This is a genomic window from Streptosporangium nanhuense (assembly GCF_059358815.1).
On sequence record NZ_JCADBG010000032.1, the window covers coordinates 41,435 to 59,514 of the forward strand.

Here is an 18,080-nt window from a genome sequence, read left to right on the forward strand (position 1 = left end):
CAGCGGTGACGACGTCGGAGAGGGCGTAGCGGGACATCTGCCGTGTCGGCGCCCACCGGCTCCGGCTCGAATGCGCGACAGCTCTGAGGCCCGACAACTCTGATGCACTACAACTCTGATGCCCGACAGCTCTAATGGCTGACGGTAATCACAACATTTCCTATTTTCTGGCCTGTTTCGACGTACCGATACGCCTCGACGATCTCCTCCAGCGGATATCGCCTGTCGATGACCGGCGTGAATTCCCCCGACTCGATGAGCCCCTTGAAATACCGGGCCACCTCGGGGTCGCCCTGCTTCGGGATGGGGAACACGACCTTCCTGCCGCCGAACAGCGGGGTGACGAGCGCCAGGAACAGGTTCTGCGACAGGGTGCCCAGGTCGGAGGCGAGATAGACCCCGCGCGGCTTCAGCAGCCGCCTGCACCGGCCGAACGAGCTCTTGCCGACCGCGTCGATGACGGCGTCGTACTCCCGCTCGTCCCTGGTGAAGTCCCCGGCCGTGTAGTCGACGACCCTGTCGGCCCCCAGCCCCCTGACCAGCTCGACGTTCCTCGTGTCGCAGACCGCGGTCACGTCGGCGCCGAGCCCTTTCAGGAGCTGGACCGCCGCCGAGCCGATGGCCCCGGTCGCGCCGTAGACGAGGACGTCCTGCCCGCTCCGGACACCCGCCCTCCTGATGATCGTGAGGGCGTAGTGGGAGCCCTCGGTGCTGGGAGCGGCCTCCTCGTAGGTCAGGCCCTCCGGAATGATCGCGAGCGCGCCGTCCTGGGAGATCGACATGTACTGGGCGTGGGCCCCGAACGAGCCCTCGTTGTATCCGAACACCCGGTCGCCGGCCTTGAAGGAGGTGACGCCGGCGCCGACCGCCTCGACCTCTCCCGCGAACTCGTTCCCCAGGATCCTGATCCTCGGCCTGACGAGCCCGGTGAGCAGTCTCCAGATGAAGGGCTTCGCGGCCCGCAACGCGCAGTCCGTGCGATTGACCGTCGTCGCGTGGACTTTGACGAGAAGCTCCCCGTCCTTGACCGCCGGCTTCTCCGCCTCCGCGAAACGAACCACTTCCGGTGGGCCATACCTGGTGCGGACCGCAGCCTTCATGACCGAATTATAGCGATCACATGATGATCTGGCGGAAATCTCATATTCGCCGACCGTCCGCCGAATGTGAGGTCTTTTCGTCGCGTCTCGCCGGGTTTCCGCACCCGGCGCGACACAGGCCGACGTGAATACGGCGATTTCCCCAGTTCCCCAGTTCCCCAGTTCCCCCGGTTCCCCGGTTTTCGTCCGGGCCGGACGTGCTTCACCCTCGCGGGAGTGACGGCATCGACCGGGAGGCCGCCGGTGGGCGGGCCGTGAGCACGGCCCGCCCACCGGCGGCCTCGGCCGGCTCAGTTCGAGCCGGTGACCGTGAAGGCCAGTTCGACCCGGGTCGCCGAGTCGGCGCCGGCCAGCGTGATGCCGGTCGCACCCGGCTTCGCCGTACCCGGCACGCTGACGGTATGGCCGGAGATGACGCCGTCACCGTTCGCGTGCACGGTGACGGAGTCGAGGCCGTCGCCGAAGCCGATCGTGACCGCCTCCTTCGGCGCGAACCCGGAACCGTCGACGACGATCGCCGTGCCGCGCGGCCCGGAGGTGGTCGACAGCATCACCCTCGGCCGGTACGTGCGCGCCACCGGCTCCTCGGCCACCTGGACCGTCGCCGCCGCCGCGGCCTCGGAGGACGCGCCGTCGGCGGTGACGGCGTACCGGCCGGGCCGCGTGTCGCCGGACGGCTTCAGCGACGCCTGCACCTCTCCCTTGTCCGAGGCCACGACCGTCGAGCCGTCCTGCGGACCGGTGCCGATCCTGAGGGTCACCCGCTCTCCGGCGGCGAACCCGCTGCCCTTGACGGTGATCGGTTCACCGGCGGTGACGGGGGCGGTCGCCGACACCGAGATCGACGGCTGCGCCCCGGCCCGCGTCACGGTCACGGTGAACGTCGTGGTGACGCTCGACAGCGTGTCCCAGGCGGTGACGCGCACCGTGTAGGTGCCCTCCCTCTCGTACGTGTGCCGCCCGCTCATCGCGCCGGACGGGCCGACCGTGACGTCGGCGGGAACCGTGCCGTCGCCCCACTGGACGCGGGCCTGGTAGCCCGCCGGGCCGGTGACGCCACCGGTCACCGAACCGAGGTCGGCCGACAGGACCTGCCCGGCGACGGCCTTCTGGTCCTTGGGCGCGGCGCTCTCCAGCGCGGCGCCCGGCGTGCCGTCGTCGGCGACGGCGAACACGTGGATCCTGCCCGCCGCGCCCGGATCCCCGGTCTGCTCCGGCAGGGTCACCGACACGAGCTTCCTCCCGTCCGGGATCCGGTACGGCGCGGTGGCGAACAGGAACGGCTGCGCGCTGTTCCGGCTCGTGCCGAGCAGCCGGTACGCGGACTTCGCGACGACGATGTTGCCGTAGGACGGCGTGCCGCCGGGGTTGCCGCCCAACGTCCAGTCGCTCATCTGGATCGGGATGTCGGCCGTGCTTCCGTCGTCGAAGGTGGCCTTGCCGGTGGTGCTCTGGTTGCCCTGCGTGCCGGCGCCGACGAACGAGACGCTCCTGGCATCGGCCGGCAGGTTGAGCACGATCTTCTCGCCGTTGCCGGTCGCGTTGTCCGGCTGCCCGGCGTGGATCGCCGGCAGCGTGAAGCTCAGCGCCGTTCCCGGCACCTCGTGCCGCTCGCCCTGGGTCACGCCGGCCGCCGCGAGGGCCGCCCGCGAGTACGCCCACGACTTGGCGTCGCAGTTCGCCGCGAGGACGCCCTCGTCGCCGATACAGACGGTGTCGAACGCCGCGACGAGGCCGGACTCCGGCGCGTAGGCCACCTCGACCCCGGCCGTTCCCGCGCCCTGGCCGGTGCCGTCGTTCACCGTGACGCTCGCCTGGTAGTGGCCCGGCTTGGCGTAGGTGTGCGAGCCGCTGACGCCGTACACGCCCCGCGAGCTCAGGGCCAGGGTGCCCGCGGTGGCCGGTGAGCCGTCACCCCAGTCGATGGTCGCCCGGTAGCCGCTCGCGGTGCCCCCGGTGACGGAGGCGAGTTCCACCCGCGCCTCGACGCCGGACGTCGCGTGCGCGCCGCTCGCGGGGGTGACCGTGATGTCGCCGCCCCCGAGCTGGACATCGCCGCCGGCGAGCAGCTCGATCTCGGCGAGGTTCGTCCGCTCGCCCCCGACGGCCTTCGTCACGTCCAGGCGGAACCGCGCGAACCGCCCCGGACGGTCGATCTTGAACGGCCGGGTGTGGTTGCGCCAGGAGAACACCTCGCCCTTGCGGGAGTCGACCGTGGTCCAGGTGATCCCGTCGTTGGAGCCCCGCAGCCGCCAGTCCACCGGGTCGCCGGTGGTCGCCCCGGAGACCGGGTCGCCCTTCCCGCCGCCCTTCCGCTCACCAGACGCCCCGGAGGCCGCAGGTTCGCCCGTGCTCGCCGCGGAGGTGAGGGTGTAGTACACCGGCGCCTGCCTGCCGCCGCGGAAGTCCCAGCCGACCTGCGGCGTGCCGGAGGTGAAGGTCATCTGCGTGGTCGACGAGTCGTCGAACAGCTTCGACGCGTCCTGGCCGCCGCTCGCGGTCGCGGTGCCGAGACCGGGGCCCGTGGTGTCCTGCAGCGGTTTGGGCACCTCTCCGCCCCTGGTCAGCGACGGCGGCGCGTCCTTCTCGCCGGTGCCCCAGGACGACGGGTTCGGACCCATCTTGAAGTCGATCGTGCCGCCGCGGGCGAGCTCGGAGGCGTCGACGGACACCTCGCGCTGCGTCTTGCCGTTGACCTTCACGCTCTGCACGTAGACGTTCCGCGTGCTGTTGTCCGCCGCGTTGACGACGATGTCGCCGTTCTTGCGCCGGACGGTCATCCGGGTGAACTGCGGCGAGCCGATGGCCCAGTTGGACGAGCCCGCCTGCAGCGGGTAGAGGCCCAGCGAGCTGAGGACGTGCCACGCCGACATCTCGCCGTTGTCCTCGTCGCCCAGGTAGCCCTGGCCGATCTCGCCGCCGACGTAGAGGCGCTGCAGGATCTCCCGGACGATCGCCTGCGTCCTCGCCGGCGCCCCGACGTAGTTGTACATGTACGGGATGTGGTGCGACGGCTGGTTGCTCATGCCGAGCTGGCCCATCCGCACCGCGCGGGCTTCCAGCATCTCGTGGATCGTGCCGCCGTACCCGCCGGGCTTGTCGGCGTTCTCCGGGGTGGCGAAGAACTGGTCGAGCTTCTGCCGCAGCGCCTTCTGCCCGCCGTGCAGGTTGACCAGTCCCCGGCCGTCCTGCTGCGCGGTGAACGCGAAGTTCCAGCCGTTGGTCTCGGTGTAGACGCCGCCCCAGTCCAGCGGGTCGGCGGCGAGGAAGTTGCCGGCGGCGTCGCGGCCCCGGAAGAACTTCGCGCTCGGGTCGAAGAGGTTGACGTAGTTGCGGGCCCGCTGCAGGAAGTACTCCGACTCCTCCTTGAGCCCGTCGCGCCGCGCCTTCGGGGTGGCCGGGTCCTTGGCCAGGCCCGCGGCCATGTTGCCGAGGCCGTAGTCGTTGATGTAGCCCTCCAGCGCCCACGACACCGACTCGCCGGTGGAGGTCGGCGTGTAGCCGAGGAACAGCGAGGTCTCGATGCCCTTGCGGCCGACCTCGCCGCGCCCGGACGCGACGGTCGCGTCCTTGACCGCCGAGTCGTACGCGCCGAGCGGGTCGGGCAGCCTGACGCCGTTGAGGTAGGCCTGGGCCAGCGAGACGTTCGCGCTGGTGCCGGTCATCAGGTCGGCATAACCGGGCGACGACCAGCGGGCGACCCACCCGCCGTCGCGGTACTGCTGGACGAACCCGTCGGCGATCCTGGCCGCGACGTCCGGGTACAGCAGCGAGTACGCGGGCCACACGGTCCGGTAGGTGTCCCAGAAGCCGTTGTTGACGTAGATCTGCCCGTCGACGATCTTCGCGCCGGTCTGCGTGGCGCTCGACGTGCCGGTCGGCGCCGACACCGGGCTCGCGTACTGCCAGCGCGGCTTGGCGGCGGTGCCGGTGTTCTCCGACTGCGAGTTCGGGTAGAGGTTCAGCCGGTACAGGTTCGAGTACAGCGTCACCAGCTGCGTCTCGGTCGCGCCCCGCACCTCGACCCGGCCGAGCCGGTCCTTCCAGGCGGCGGTGGCGGCGGCCTGGAGCTGGTCGAAGCTCCTGCCGGTGACCTCCATGTCGAGGTTGCGGCGTGCCTGGTCGACCGAGAGGAACGACGTCGCGAGGCGCAGCGTCACCTCCCGCTTCTCCGAGACGTCGAAGGTGGCCGACGTGGCGGAGGACTCCTTGGGCGCCCGGTCGAAGGTACCGGACACGAACATCCGGCTGCGCCCGGCCGACAGGCCGCTCCCGTTGTCGACCCAGCCGGTGAAGGTGCCGTCCGTGCCGATGGTGAACGTGCCGTTGTAGAAGACGAGGCTTCCGGTGGCCTGCCCGGAGGGGAAGGCGAACCGCATGATCCCGCCGTGGTCGGTGGCGGTCATGTCCGCGACCAGGCCGTTCTGCAGCTTGACCCGGTAGAGGTCCGGCCGCGCGATCTCGTCGTCGTGGCTGAAGGCGAGCGCCCGGCCGCCGGGAGTCCCGGTGAGCGGCCCGCCGGCCGGCACCGGCATGATCGACATCTGGTTGCGGTCACCCATCCACGGGCTGGGCTCGTGCGAGATCGCGAGCCCCTCCAGCATGGGCAGGTTGGCCGCGTTGTTGGCCCGCTGGTAGTCGTACTCCCAGGAGTTGGACGTGGCGTTGGTGACCGGCGTGAGGAAGTTGAAGCCGTTCGGCACCGCGGTGATCGGCAGGTTGTTGCCGCGCGAGAACCCGCCCGTGGAGTTGGTCCCGCGCCGGGTGTCGACGTAGTCGGTCAGCCGGGAGCCGTCGATCGGCGCCGGGACGCCCGTCAGGACGAGGTCGTCGAGCCAGCCCTGGAAGCGGGTCGCGGCGGCCGCCTGGGGGTTGTCGTAGGCGAGCAGGATGCGGTCGATCGTCTTGCCGTTCGCGACCGCCCCGATCTCGGAGCGCACCGCGTTCCACTGGTCGGCGTAGAGCACCTTCGAGGCGCCCTGCCCGGCGGCGGTGAGCGGGTAGCCGTGCTGGTCGACGGGCGAGCGCCGGCTCAGGTAGCTGCCGTCGGTGAAGTGCAGGTCGACGGCCACGTAGGTGGAGGGGTACTGGGCGTCCTGGCCGGTGAACTCGGGGAAGACCTTGTAGGCCAGCCGCGTCTTCGGCCCGACCGGGATGTCGACGTCGAACAGCCGGTTGGTCGCGTACGAGCGTCCGGCCGTCTCGGCGCCGCCCGAGTAGCGCATCGAGGCCGTCCCGGTGAACCCGGCCCGCGGCTTCATGGTGTGGCCGCCGACCGGGCCGGTACCGGTGACGCTGACCATCGGGGTGACCGGCGGCCTGACGTCCGAGCCGTCGCTGATGTTCCAGTCGGCGAGCTGGATGATCGAGTCACCGGAGTTCGCGGTGACGTTCAGCCGGTAGTGCTCGTAGGCGGTCGTGTTGGTGAACTCGTAGACGTTGGTGGCGAACCGCCCGCCGAAGCTCTGTCCCGTCCGCCTGTCCAGGTCGGTCCACGTGCCGCCGTCGTCCGACCCCTGCAGGGTGAAGTCCCTGGGGTCGCGGCCCGGCGCGTCGTCCGCGGAGGTGAGCGAGTACTTCACCACCGCCGCGGGCTTGGCCAGCCTGTAGGCCGCCCAGCCGGTCCTGGCGAACGCCAGCCACTTGGTCGTCGGGTTGCCGTCCTTGAGGGCCGCGGCGGTCTCGTTCGGCGCGTTCTCCGCGCTCGCGGACACCGCGCTGACCTGGCCGAGCAGGCTGCCGGGCAGTCCGGTCGGGCTCGATCCGCTCAGGTTCGCCTGGATCGGCTTGCCGTCCGTACCGGCCTCGACGGTGCTCGTCGCGGGTTGCGGGTCGGACGACTCGAAGGAGGAGCCGAAGTCGCCGGGCGGGGCCGCGGCGCTCGCCGAGGGTACGGCGACCAGCAGGCACAGCGGCAGCGACAGTGCCGTGGCCGCGGCGAACCGCCGCAGGGACAGGATTCGGGCAATGGGGGGATGCGACATGGCGGGTGCCTTTTGACTCGATAGGGGCGTCGAGAACGTCGAACGTCGGAGGTGAGGAGCGTGACCGTCGCGGCCGATCGGCCGCGTGGGCACCTGCCGGCACCTCGGGAGGGCTCGCCGCGCGCCGGTGGGGGCGTCGGCGTCGTCACCGGTGCCGGGACATGGGTCTCAGACCATGCGGGAAGCTCCATGGGGGCGTGAGAGAACGGCGGGCGCACAAAGGAGCGCACCCGGGTGTGATCGCGGCCCAACGTTTCCCTCGGAAGACAACGTTGTCAAGAGCTGGACGTGTAACCTTCCCGAAACCACTCGCTTTCCCGGGCCGCCCGGCCGGGCCGGACGAGCCTCCCGGACCACCCTCCAACCGGGTGAGCGAGGCGACATCACGGTCGGCGAGCACGGTCGTCCGCCCGCGCCGGCGCCCGGTGGCGCCCCGCCGGGGCCTGCGGCCCCGGCGGCTCGGACAACGTTGTCACCGCGCCGGACGGCGTGTCGGTATGGTTCGTGGCATGACCAGCGACGGCGGCCGTACGAGGCGGCCCACCATGGTGGACGTGGCGACCCGGGCCGGAGTGAGCCTGAAGACCGTCTCGCGGGTCGTGAACAACGCGCCGCACGTCCAGCCCGAACTGGTCGAACGGGTGCTCGCCGCCGTGGCCGAGCTGGGCTTCCGCCGCAACCACCTGGCCAGCTCGCTGCGCTCGGGGCAGGCGACCGCCACGATCGGGCTGCTGATCGAGGAGATCGCCAACCCGTTCTACGCGACGATCGCGGGAGCCGCCGCCGAGGTCGCCCGGCAGCACGGCACGATGCTCATCATCGCCAGCTCCGAGGAGGACCCGGCGCGCGAGCAGCAGCTGCTGCGGGACATGTGCGCCCGCCGCGTCGACGGGCTGCTCGTGGTGCCGGCGGGCGACGACCACTCGTTCATGCGCGCCGAGGTCGAGCTCGGCACCCCGGTGGTCTTCCTCGACCGGCCGGCCGGGGGGCTGCTCGCCGACACGGTGCTGCTCGACAACCGCGGGGGCGCGCGGGCCGGGGTGGCCCGCCTCGTCGAGGCGGGCCACCGCCGGATCGGCATCCTGCTCGACTCGATCGGCGTCTACACGATGCGCGAGCGGCTCGACGGCGCGCAGGACGCGCTGGCCCCGGCCGGCGCGCCGTACGACACCCGGCTGGTGCGCGACGGCGTCCGCGACCCGGTGGCGGCCGCCCGGGTCGTCTCCGAGCTGCTCGACCGGCCGGACCCGCCGACCGCCTTCTTCAGCCTGAACAACCGGATCACCCTCGGCGTGATCGAGGAGCTGCACCGGCGCGGCAGCGACGCCGCGGTGCTCGGGTTCGACGACTTCGACATGGCCAACCTGGTGCCGTACCCGCTGACGGTGATCGCCTACGACGCCCGCGAGCTGGCCAGGACGGCCGCCGAGCTGCTGTTCCGGCGGATCGAGGGAGACCGGTCGTGGCCGCGCACCGTGGTGCTGCCCACCAAACTGGTCGACCGGGGCATCTCCCTGCACTGAGCCGCACCGGGCCGGGGCCATGCCGGGCCATGCCGGGCCGAGCCACACCGGGCCGAGCCGGGCCATGCCGAGCCACACCATGCCGAGCCGGGTCATGCTCACCCGGCCGAGCCGGGCCGGCACGGCCGGTCACCGGAGGTCCGGCGCGCGTCGCGCCGCCCGGACCGGCGAACCAGCCAAAGGATCATGTGCCGTAAATCTCACTTGGCGTCACGATACGTTACAAAATGGCCACATTGGGAGGGGGCCGATTGACACACCCGTAACGCGGGTGGAGTCTCTACCCGCTGCCTGCTGACAACGATGTCATGGCCGATCGGAGGGAACCGGAATCGTTATGATCATTGACTTCCGCCCTCCTTCGGCGTCGCGTACGGCCGGGACCGCGCACGGACACGCCCCCCGGCGGGCGCCGCGACGACCGGCCGAGCCGCCTTCCGACGGCGGCCGGGCGCGGCGTGTGACCAGGTACGACGAGATGGCACACGTGCGACCAGGGCGACGGCACCCGTCACCGCCTCGCGGCGAACCGCGCGAAGAATGAATTAATTTAGATTTTGCGGAAAGTCCTTGGCTTCCAGATGTGGTTCAGGCCACAGCAAGGCGAACGAACTGATGACGAACCTCCCGGAGGCAACCATGTCGGTGGTGACCTGGCGCGGTCCCCTGCAGCCGGACGCGCGCGGATCCCGCTGCCGGCCCAGAGACGGCGACACCGCCGTCCCGAGGCCCTACCCGGCACGGGCCGCTCGGGCGGGCCGGTCATGAGCGACGCACCCGTCCTGCTGGAGATGCGTTCGATCACCAAGGAGTTCCCCGGGGTCAAGGCGCTCTCCGACGTCAACCTGGTGGTCCGGGCCGGTGAGATCCACGCGATCGCCGGGGAGAACGGCGCCGGCAAGTCGACCCTGATGAAGGTGCTCAGCGGGGTCTACCCGTACGGCACCTACTCCGGCGAGATCCGCTACCAGGGCAAGGAGAGCCGGTTCGCCGACATCCGGGCCAGCGAGAACTCCGGCATCGTGATCATCCACCAGGAGCTCGCCCTGGTGCCCGGCATGTCCATCACCGAGAACATCTTCCTCGGCAACGAACCGGGCCGCGGCGGCGTGATCGACTGGAAGGTCGCCAACCGCCAGGCGCTGGAGCTGATGGCCCGGGTCGGCCTGGAGGAGGACCCGGACACGCTGATCAAGGACATCGGCGTGGGCAAGCAGCAGCTCGTGGAGATCGCGAAGGCGTTCGCCAAGGACGTGAAGCTCCTCATCCTCGACGAGCCCACCGCCGCGCTGAACGAGGCCGACTCCCAGCACCTGCTGGACCTGCTGCGCCACTTCAAGCAGCGGGGCGTCACCTCGATCATCATCTCCCACAAGCTCAACGAGATCGAGCAGATCGCCGACACCATCACCATCCTGCGCGACGGCCGGACGATCGAGACCCTCGACATCAAGGCGGACGGCGTCGACGAGGACCGGATCGTGCGGGGCATGGTCGGCCGGGAGCTGCACAGCCGCTTCCCCGACCACACCCCCGAGATCGGCGAGGTCTTCTTCGAGGTGCGCGACTGGACGGTCCAGCACCCGATCTCCGCCGAACGCCTGGTGGTCAAGAACTCCAGCTTCACCGTGCGACGCGGCGAGATCGTCGGGTTCGCCGGGCTGATGGGCGCCGGGCGCACCGAGCTCGCGATGAGCATCTTCGGCCGGTCCTACGGCACCTACGTCTCCGGGAAGATCCTCAAGGACGGCCGGGAGATCGTGCTGAAGTCGGTGTCGGACGCCATCGCGCACGGCCTGGCCTACGTCAGCGAAGACCGCAAGTCGATCGGCCTGAACCTGCTCGACGACATCAAGACCTCGATGGTGGCCGCGAAGCTGTCCAAGGTCTCCACCCGTGGCGTGATCGACCCGGTGCGGGAGCACAAGGCGGCCGAGGGCTACCGGACGAGCCTGCGGGTGAAGGCCCCCACCGTCGACGAGGGGGTCACCAAGCTCTCCGGCGGCAACCAGCAGAAGGTGGTGCTGGCCAAGTGGATGTTCACCGACCCCGACCTGCTCATCCTCGACGAGCCGACCCGCGGCATCGACGTGGGCGCCAAGTACGAGATCTACGGCATCATCCAGCGGCTCGCCGACCAGGGTAAGGGCGTCATCGTCATCTCCTCGGAGCTGCCCGAGCTGATCGGCCTGTGCGACCGGATCTACACGGTGTTCGAGGGGACCATCACCGGCAACATCGACCGGCGAGACGCCAACCCGGAACTCCTGATGAAGCAGATGACCTCAGCGAAGAAGGCACGCCGACCATGAGCCGTGTGAAAGAACTCCAGAAATCCCTGTTCGGAGGGACGACCTCCAACGCCCGGCAGTTCGGGATGATCTTCACGCTGGTGGCGATCGTCCTGCTGTTCCAGATCCTGACCGACGGCCTGACCCTGAACTCCGGCAACCTCATCTCGCTGGTGAGCCAGTACTCCTACATCCTGATCCTGGCCATCGGGATGCTGATGGTCATCGTCGCCGGGCACATCGACCTGTCCGTCGGCTCGATCGCCGCGTTCGTCGGCATCGTGGTCGCGAAGGTCATGCAGGACTACTCGGTGCCGTGGTTCCTCGCCATCCTGATCGGCCTGGCGGTGGGTGTCCTCATCGGCACCTGGCAGGGCTTCTGGGTGGCGTACGTCGGGGTGCCGGCCTTCATCGTCACCCTGGCCAGCATGCTGCTGTTCCGGGGCGGCAACCAGTACATCGGCAACGCCGACACCATTCCCGTGCCCGAGGGGTTCAGGATCATCGGCTCCGGCTTCCTGCCGGAGGTCGGCCCGGACACCGGCTACAACAACCTCACGCTCCTGCTCGGCCTGCTGGTCTGCGTGGCCGTGGTGGTCAGGGAGTGGAAGGCCCGCAAGACCCGGCGGGAGATGGATGCCGACGTCGCCCCGATGTGGATCTCGGCGATCCGGGTCGCCGTCCCGGTCGTCGTGGTGGTGTTCGCGAGCCTGCAGTTCGCCGGCGGGCGGGTCGGGACCAGCTTCCCGGTCTCCGGGATCATCCTCGGCGTCCTGGTCGTCATCTACGCGTTCATCACCCGCAACACGGCCGGCGGCCGGCACATCTACGCGGTCGGCGGCAACGCGCGGGCCGCCGAGCTGTCCGGCGTGAAGCTCAGGCGGGTCAACTTCCTGGTGATGATGAACATGTCGGTGCTGGCGGCGCTGGCCGGCATGATCTTCGTCGCCCGTTCGGCCGCCTCCGGGCCGCAGGACGGCATCGGCTGGGAGCTGGACGCGATCGCCGCCGTCTTCATCGGCGGCGCGGCGGTCACCGGCGGCCTGGGCACGATCAGCGGCTCCATCGTCGGCGGCCTCGTGATGGCCGTGCTCAACAACGGCCTGCAGCTGATGGGTGTCGGCTCCGACCGGGTGCAGATCATCAAGGGCCTGGTCCTGCTGCTCGCCGTCGCGCTCGACGTCTACAACAAGAAGCAGGGGCGTTTCTCGGTCATCGGATCGCTGACGCGCCCGTTCCGCCGGGAGACACCGAGCGGCCCGGCGTCCGGCACGGAAACGGACCAGGACCGCGGCAAGAGTCCGGTGGCCGGCTAACCGGTCACCGTCGACGGGGCGGAAGGCTTCCACCCCGTCATTCTTCTAAGAAGGGCACCTCTGAAAATGCGCAATATCCTCGTCAAGGGCGTGGCGGCCGGGGCCATCGCGCTTCTGTCGCTCACCGCGTGCGCCTCCGAGCGCTCGCAGACCCCCGCCGCCGACACGGGCGCCTCCGCGGGCGCCTCCGAGGGCGCCAAGGGCTTCGCCGCCGACTCGCTGATCGGCGTCGCGCTGCCGTCGAAGACCTCGGAGAACTGGGTCCTCGCCGGTGACCTGTTCACCAACGGCCTGGCGGAGGCCGGCTTCAAGTCCGACGTGCAGTACGCCGGCGCCTCCTCCACCGTCGCCGACCAGCAGGCGCAGATCTCCGCCATGGTCACCAAGGGTGCCAAGGTCATCGTCATCGGCGCGACCGACGCCGCGCAGCTGAGCACCCAGGTCGAGGCCGCCAAGGCGGCCGGCGCGACCGTCATCGCCTACGACCGGCTCATCAAGAACACCGACGCGGTCGACTACTACATCGCGTACGACAACTTCAAGGTCGGCCAGCTCCAGGGCCAGGCCCTGCTCGACGGCATGAAGGCCAAGAAGGCCGACGGCCCCTACACCATCGAGCTGTTCTCCGGCTCGTCGGACGACAACAACTCGGCGGTCTTCTTCGACGGCGCGATCGAGGTGCTGAAGCCGAAGATCGACGACGGCACCGTGGTGGTCGGCTCCGGCCAGACCGACATCAAGCAGACCGCCACCGACGGCTGGAAGGCCGAGAACGCCCAGCGCCGGATGGACTCGCTGCTGACCTCCACCTACAGCAGCAAGACCCTCGACGGGGTGCTCTCCCCCAACGACACGCTGGCCCGCGCCATCATCACCTCGGTCAAGGGTGCCGGCAAGGACCTCCCCGTGGTGACCGGTCAGGACTCCGAGGCGGAGTCGGTCAAGTCGATCGTCGCCGGCGAGCAGTACTCGACGATCAACAAGGACACCCGCGAGCTGGTCAAGCAGACCATCCAGATGGCCAAGGACCTGCAGGCCGGCAAGGCCCCCCAGGTCAACGACACCAAGTCGTACAACAACGGGGTGAAGGTCGTCCCGTCGTACCTGCTTGAGCCGCTGATCGTGACCAAGGAGAACGTCGTCGAGGCGTACGCCAACGACCCCAAGCTGGCCCCGCTCACCAAGTAGCGACGCCCGGCCGCAGTCGGCCACACCCGTGGGTCCCCGGAGGCTTTGCCTCCGGGGACCCACGCTCGTTTCCGGCGTCTCCCGCGCGGCCGGAACCTCATGTCCGCCCATCGCCCGCTGGTGACGTCGGGCGGCCGGATCCGCCCCGTGAACGGGCGGGCAAAGGCGCCGGTCGCGCCTCGCCCGGATGGCCGAAGTGGTCACCCCGGCGAGCAGGGACGCTCGTACGGCGCCGGGACGAGGAGCCGGCCGGGCTACGGCACGCGGAGTATCCCGAAGATGGGACGCAGCGCCGATGAGCGAGGGGTGACCCGTCCGTAAAGTGCTGAATCGCGGTTGATCGCAACGGGCGCACGGCATACGGCACCGCCCGGCACCGCCCTCCCGGTGGCTCTCGTCACCGTTTCAGCGCGTACCCCCGTACAGGAGGCATTCCCATGCTCGACACGCGTGTCACGACCCGGCGCCGGCACCTGCCGTCACGTCCGGCACCACTGGTGGTCGCCCTGTCCCTGAGCCTGATGGCCTGGATCGCCGTCGGCGTCGCGGGGCCGTGGCAGGCCCTGGCGCAGACCGGAAACCCGCGCTCGCACCAGTATCTGGGGACGTGGAACTACGACCAGCCCGTACGCGAGAGCATGCGGAACATCGCGGTCGTCAGCTGCCCCGACACGAGCACGAACTGCTCTCCCATCCCGCAGCTCCACGTCCCGCAGATCGGGGACATCGTGTTCTCCAGGGCGGCCGGCGGCGGGATCGTGGGACGCACCGACCAGGGGTGCACGTGGACGTTCGCGGTGCGCTCCACCTCGCTGGAGCTGGATCCCCCCTCCCAGAACTGTTTCAACCGCGTCATCGGCTCGACGTACACCATCACGAAGTGGTCGGTCACCGTGTCCGGGAACCGCGAGCGGGAGGCCATCGAGGCCGTCAGCCACCAGCCGAACGGCGACTACGCGTTCCGTCTCGACAAGGGCAGCCGTACCAAGGTGACGAAAGACGCCTGGGCCCGGGCGCGCGAGGTCTTTCCCGGGACATGGCGGTACGACGCGTCCGACCCGCGGTCCCGCGTGAACCTCCTCACCACCCGGTACACCGACCCGGACGGCCAGGTGCGCTCCGTCCAGACGGCGCAGCAGGGTCTCGTCACGTTCACGAGCGGCCGCAAGAGCGTCATGACGGCCCGGACCGAGAACGGATGCGACTGGACGCTGGCCGCGCGCGGGAACACGGCCAAACTCGAACCGGCCGTCCAGACCTGCGAGACCGCGCTGGGGACCACCACGCTCACGTTCTGGACGGTCGCGAGTGACGGCGGGCGGCAGGCGTCGATCATGGCCGGTGTCGACGAACGCGGCGGAGACTTCCTGCTCAGCGTCGGCGGCCTGACGAAGCGGTGATCCGCCGGCACCGGTGGACGGCATGCCCGGGACGCCGGTACGCCACCGCACCGGGGTCCCCGCCTCCGCTCCCGGTCGCCGAGGGCGGCCGGGAGCGGCGTTCCTGTCGATAAACTGAGGATTCGTGTCGGTTCTCCGGCAGGATGGGCATTCATGGACGAGCGACTGACCGTCGTGATCGGGTACCCCCAGTCGGAGTTGCTGGACATCGCCTCGGTGACCACGCCGCTCCACATGGCCAACCAGCTGGGGGCGGCTCCCCCCTACCTGACCCGCCTCGCGACCTCGGGCGCCAGGCCGCTGTCCTGCGACTCGGGCCTGACGCTGGAGAGCCAGGTGGCCCTCGAACGCGTCACCGGGCCGCTCGACACCCTGGTCGTCTCCGGCGGGATCGGTCACGAGGCCGCCGCGGGCAATCCCGTGCTCCTGGCGCACATCCGCCGGCTCGCCGCGGTCAGCCGGCGGGTGGCGTCGGTGTGCACGGGCGCGACCCTGCTCGCCGCCGCCGGGCTGCTGGACGGGCATCGCGCCACCACGCACTGGAGGTACGCGGGAGCGCTCGCCGCCCACCATCCCAACGTCACCGTCGACCCGTGCCCGCTCTACATCCGCGAGGGACGCGTGTCGACCGCGGCCGGCGTCACCAGCGCCCTGGACCTGACGCTCGCCTTCATCGAGGAGGACCACGGTCCTCACCTGGCCCGCATCGTGGCGCGCGCCCTGGTGACCTACCTGCAGCGGCCGGGCGACCAGGCGCAGATCAGCATGTTCGTGGGCGCGCCGCCGCCGGAACACCCGCTGGTCCGGCAGGTGGTCGACCACGTCGTCAGCAACCTCGACGGCGATCTGAGCCCCGCGACGCTGGCCGCCCAGCTGAACGTGAGCGAGCGCCACCTGACCCGGCTCAGCCTGGAGCACCTGGGCAAGACACCCGGCCGCTTCGTCAGGCACGCGCGCACGCGAGCGGCCGAGCAGCTCCTCGTCTCGTCCTCCCTCTCCGTGGCGGACATCGCGACCCGCTGCGGGTTCGGCTCCACCGAGAGCCTCCGGCAGTCGTTCGTCACCGAGTTCGGGGTCTCCCCCACGCGTTACCGCCAGGCCAGAGCCCAGGGTTCCGGCTGAGGCGTCCCGAGGCCGCGCCGTACCGCACCCGGCCCGAACGGGGACCGCGCCGGGATGGGCGGCCTCCCCTGAGTGCCGGGAACGCGTCGCGCCGGATCACCGGTGCCGCGCCCGCGCTCCTGCCCGTGATCCGCGGACCGCGCGACCTCAGGATTTTTCCGTATGGTGAGAGTATGTTCTTCGAGCCACCACCGGCACAGGAAGAATCGACTCGCCCCTCCAGCCCTGGGCTGCCGATCTGGTACGCCCCGCCGGCCGACGAGACGGGCGCGGTGACGATCAGCGATCTGGTGCTGGCCCGCACCCCGAACGTCGTCATCACCCTGCCGACGATCCAGGCGTTCGGAGCCGGCTGCCTGATGAACGTGAACATCGTCATGAGGCGGCACACCCTGTCGCTCGACGACTTCCAGGCTCTCCAGCTGTCCGTGTACCCCCACATGGTCATGGGCGTGGGCGCCGGCCGGTTGCCGGACAACCTGCTGCGGTTCGGCGTCCGCTTCGCCGACGGCACCAAGGCCACCACCGTCGGACAGCGTTTCGACATGGCACGGCTCCCGCGGGATCCGCCCCCGGCCCCGCGGCTCTCCTGGCTGCTCGGCGGCGTGTCCTTGCGCAGCGGTAGCCATGACGAGGGTGCGGACGTCGCCACCATGGGGCTGTGGCTCTGGCCCCCGCCTCCCCGGGAGACCTTCGAGCTCGGCGTGGAGTGGCCCGCGGGCGGAATCGAGCTGAGCATCGCCCTCCTGGACGGCGCGGCGATCGCGTCCGCCGCCGAGCGGTCGGTCCTGTACTGGCCGGATTCCCCCGGAGCGAGCAGACCCTGACCGGCGTCTGACCCGCACCTCCCACCCGCCCGGCGGCGGGACGCGCACGCCGGCGAGCGGGATCAGCGCGCCGGGACCGGCCATCACCGCCGGCTCGTCCCAGTCGGCGGCCTCCGGCTCGCCGGGCAGGGCGATGAACGGCGAGACGTCGACCGGGTGGCGCAGCACGTTGCCGCGCCTTTCGGCCAGGTACGCGTGCGGCCCGGTCAGGGACGACCAGGCGGGGTTGTCCAGCGGGTGGGGCTCGCTCACCCGGCCACCTCGATGACGACCTTGCCTCGCGCGTGACCGGCCTCCACCGTCCGCAACGCCTCGGCCGTCTCGTCGAGCGGGAAGGTCGCGGTCACGTACGGCCGCAGTACGCCCTGCTCGACGAGCCGCGCCACCGCCTCCAGCACCTCGCGGTTGCGCTTACGCGCCACCGGCGAACCGCCCAGCCGCCCCACGGTGTCCCGGTCGGCGGCGGTGATCAGCAGTGTTGCGCCGGGGGCAGCCCGAGCTGGTTCACCCCGTCGTAGGCGGTGGCCGCCGCGATGGGCAACGTGGCGGCGTCCGCGAACGACACGGCATCGGGCTTGTGCGCGGCCACCTCGACCGGCAGGAGCGTGTACTCCGCCATGAATAGGAGAGATGGGAACCTTATTCCCGCCACGCGTGGGACGGGCCGGAAACCCGTCGTGGCGGCCGAGGGCCGGCCGGTATGCCCGCGTGTGGCGCCGGGCGGCCCGGCCGTCCCGGACGGCGACGGCACCCCGCGCCGTGACATGATCCGCCGTGAGCGACGCGCCTTTCTGCCGACGTCAGGTGAGGTGCCTCAGCAGAGCGATTTCATCTCAATCGGAGACAACAGTCTTCACCAAGTATCGCATTCGCCGCGGAGCGCGAGGTTTCCCAACAGGCGCAGAAAAGAGCGAAGGAGAGGGAAACGAGCAGAGAGGTGCCGGCGCTGACGAGGGACGGGCCCTGCCCCCGGGCGATCTCCGAAAGGCTCGTCGTGAGCCTTGTACACCGCACGCGGCCACATCGAGAACGTCGTGGTGAAGCTGGGCGCGCACAGCCGGGTTGAGGCGGTGGTCGTGGCCCTCAGGACGAAACCCCTGCTCACCTCGCGGTAGCCCGGCCGGCGTCCCCGATCCGGTCCGTCCGGGGGAAGTAATCGGACCACCTGATGACGGTAGGCCGCAGGGAGATTCATTTAAGGTTTTTCACCAAACCACACTCCGCCTTGTCACCGTTTTTCAATTTCTTCAGATAACTGACTTAAAATGACCCTTGTTGGCGCTCACCAGGGATGCCGATTTACCTGGGCGACATGCCGGTCTTTCCGTG

11 protein-coding genes are annotated in these 18,080 nt (G+C 70.2%); 7 read left to right on the forward strand and 4 right to left on the reverse strand.

What is annotated here, in order from left to right; all coding sequences use genetic code 11:
* Nucleotides 1–131: 131 nt before the first annotated feature.
* Both AC5L38_RS39455 and AC5L38_RS39460 read right to left on the reverse strand, forming a co-directional pair.
* Nucleotides 132–1,100 (reverse strand): NAD(P)-dependent alcohol dehydrogenase, encoded by a 969-nt coding sequence (locus tag AC5L38_RS39455; RefSeq protein ID WP_495247923.1) that lies wholly within the window; start codon nucleotides 1,098–1,100, stop codon nucleotides 132–134.
* 290 nt (nucleotides 1,101–1,390) lie between these two features.
* Nucleotides 1,391–7,084 (reverse strand): GH92 family glycosyl hydrolase, encoded by a 5,694-nt coding sequence (locus tag AC5L38_RS39460; RefSeq protein WP_495247924.1) that lies wholly within the window; start codon nucleotides 7,082–7,084, stop codon nucleotides 1,391–1,393.
* A gap of 509 nt (nucleotides 7,085–7,593) precedes the next feature.
* On the opposite strand from AC5L38_RS39460, the gene AC5L38_RS39465 reads away from it, so the two are divergent.
* From AC5L38_RS39465 to AC5L38_RS39495, 7 genes are all read left to right on the forward strand, one after another.
* Nucleotides 7,594–8,607 carry a LacI family DNA-binding transcriptional regulator gene (locus AC5L38_RS39465; protein WP_495247925.1) on the forward strand — a complete coding sequence of 338 codons (1,014 nt, stop codon included), beginning with the start codon at nucleotides 7,594–7,596 and terminating at the stop codon, nucleotides 8,605–8,607.
* Nucleotides 8,608–9,371: 764 nt separating this feature from the next.
* Nucleotides 9,372–10,919, forward strand: coding sequence for a multiple monosaccharide ABC transporter ATP-binding protein (gene mmsA / locus AC5L38_RS39470; RefSeq protein WP_495247926.1), 1,548 nt, complete (start codon nucleotides 9,372–9,374; stop codon nucleotides 10,917–10,919).
* Nucleotides 10,916–12,214 (forward strand): multiple monosaccharide ABC transporter permease, encoded by a 1,299-nt coding sequence (gene mmsB / locus AC5L38_RS39475; RefSeq protein ID WP_495247927.1) that lies wholly within the window; start codon nucleotides 10,916–10,918, stop codon nucleotides 12,212–12,214. Before mmsA ends, mmsB begins: the two co-directional genes overlap by 4 nt.
* A gap of 66 nt (nucleotides 12,215–12,280) precedes the next feature.
* Complete coding sequence (locus AC5L38_RS39480) at nucleotides 12,281–13,402, forward strand: substrate-binding domain-containing protein (RefSeq protein ID WP_495247928.1); 1,122 nt, start codon at nucleotides 12,281–12,283, stop codon at nucleotides 13,400–13,402.
* Nucleotides 13,403–13,839: 437 nt separating this feature from the next.
* Nucleotides 13,840–14,802: a hypothetical protein gene (locus tag AC5L38_RS39485; RefSeq protein ID WP_495247929.1), complete on the forward strand. Its 963-nt coding sequence runs from the start codon at nucleotides 13,840–13,842 to the stop codon at nucleotides 14,800–14,802.
* A gap of 153 nt (nucleotides 14,803–14,955) precedes the next feature.
* Complete coding sequence (locus AC5L38_RS39490) at nucleotides 14,956–15,924, forward strand: GlxA family transcriptional regulator (protein WP_495247930.1); 969 nt, start codon at nucleotides 14,956–14,958, stop codon at nucleotides 15,922–15,924.
* A gap of 173 nt (nucleotides 15,925–16,097) precedes the next feature.
* Entirely contained in the window at nucleotides 16,098–16,751 is a 654-nt protein-coding gene (locus AC5L38_RS39495) for a hypothetical protein (RefSeq protein WP_495247931.1), read from the forward strand.
* 248 nt (nucleotides 16,752–16,999) lie between these two features.
* Here AC5L38_RS39495 and AC5L38_RS39500 read toward each other — a convergent pair whose 3' ends face one another.
* Together AC5L38_RS39500 and AC5L38_RS39505 are read right to left on the reverse strand one after the other, a co-directional pair.
* Complete coding sequence (locus AC5L38_RS39500) at nucleotides 17,000–17,173, reverse strand: zinc-binding dehydrogenase (RefSeq protein WP_495247932.1); 174 nt, start codon at nucleotides 17,171–17,173, stop codon at nucleotides 17,000–17,002.
* 47 nt (nucleotides 17,174–17,220) lie between these two features.
* Nucleotides 17,221–17,370 (reverse strand): hypothetical protein, encoded by a 150-nt coding sequence (locus AC5L38_RS39505; RefSeq protein ID WP_495247933.1) that lies wholly within the window; start codon nucleotides 17,368–17,370, stop codon nucleotides 17,221–17,223.
* Between the last annotated feature and the right edge of the window lie 710 nt (nucleotides 17,371–18,080).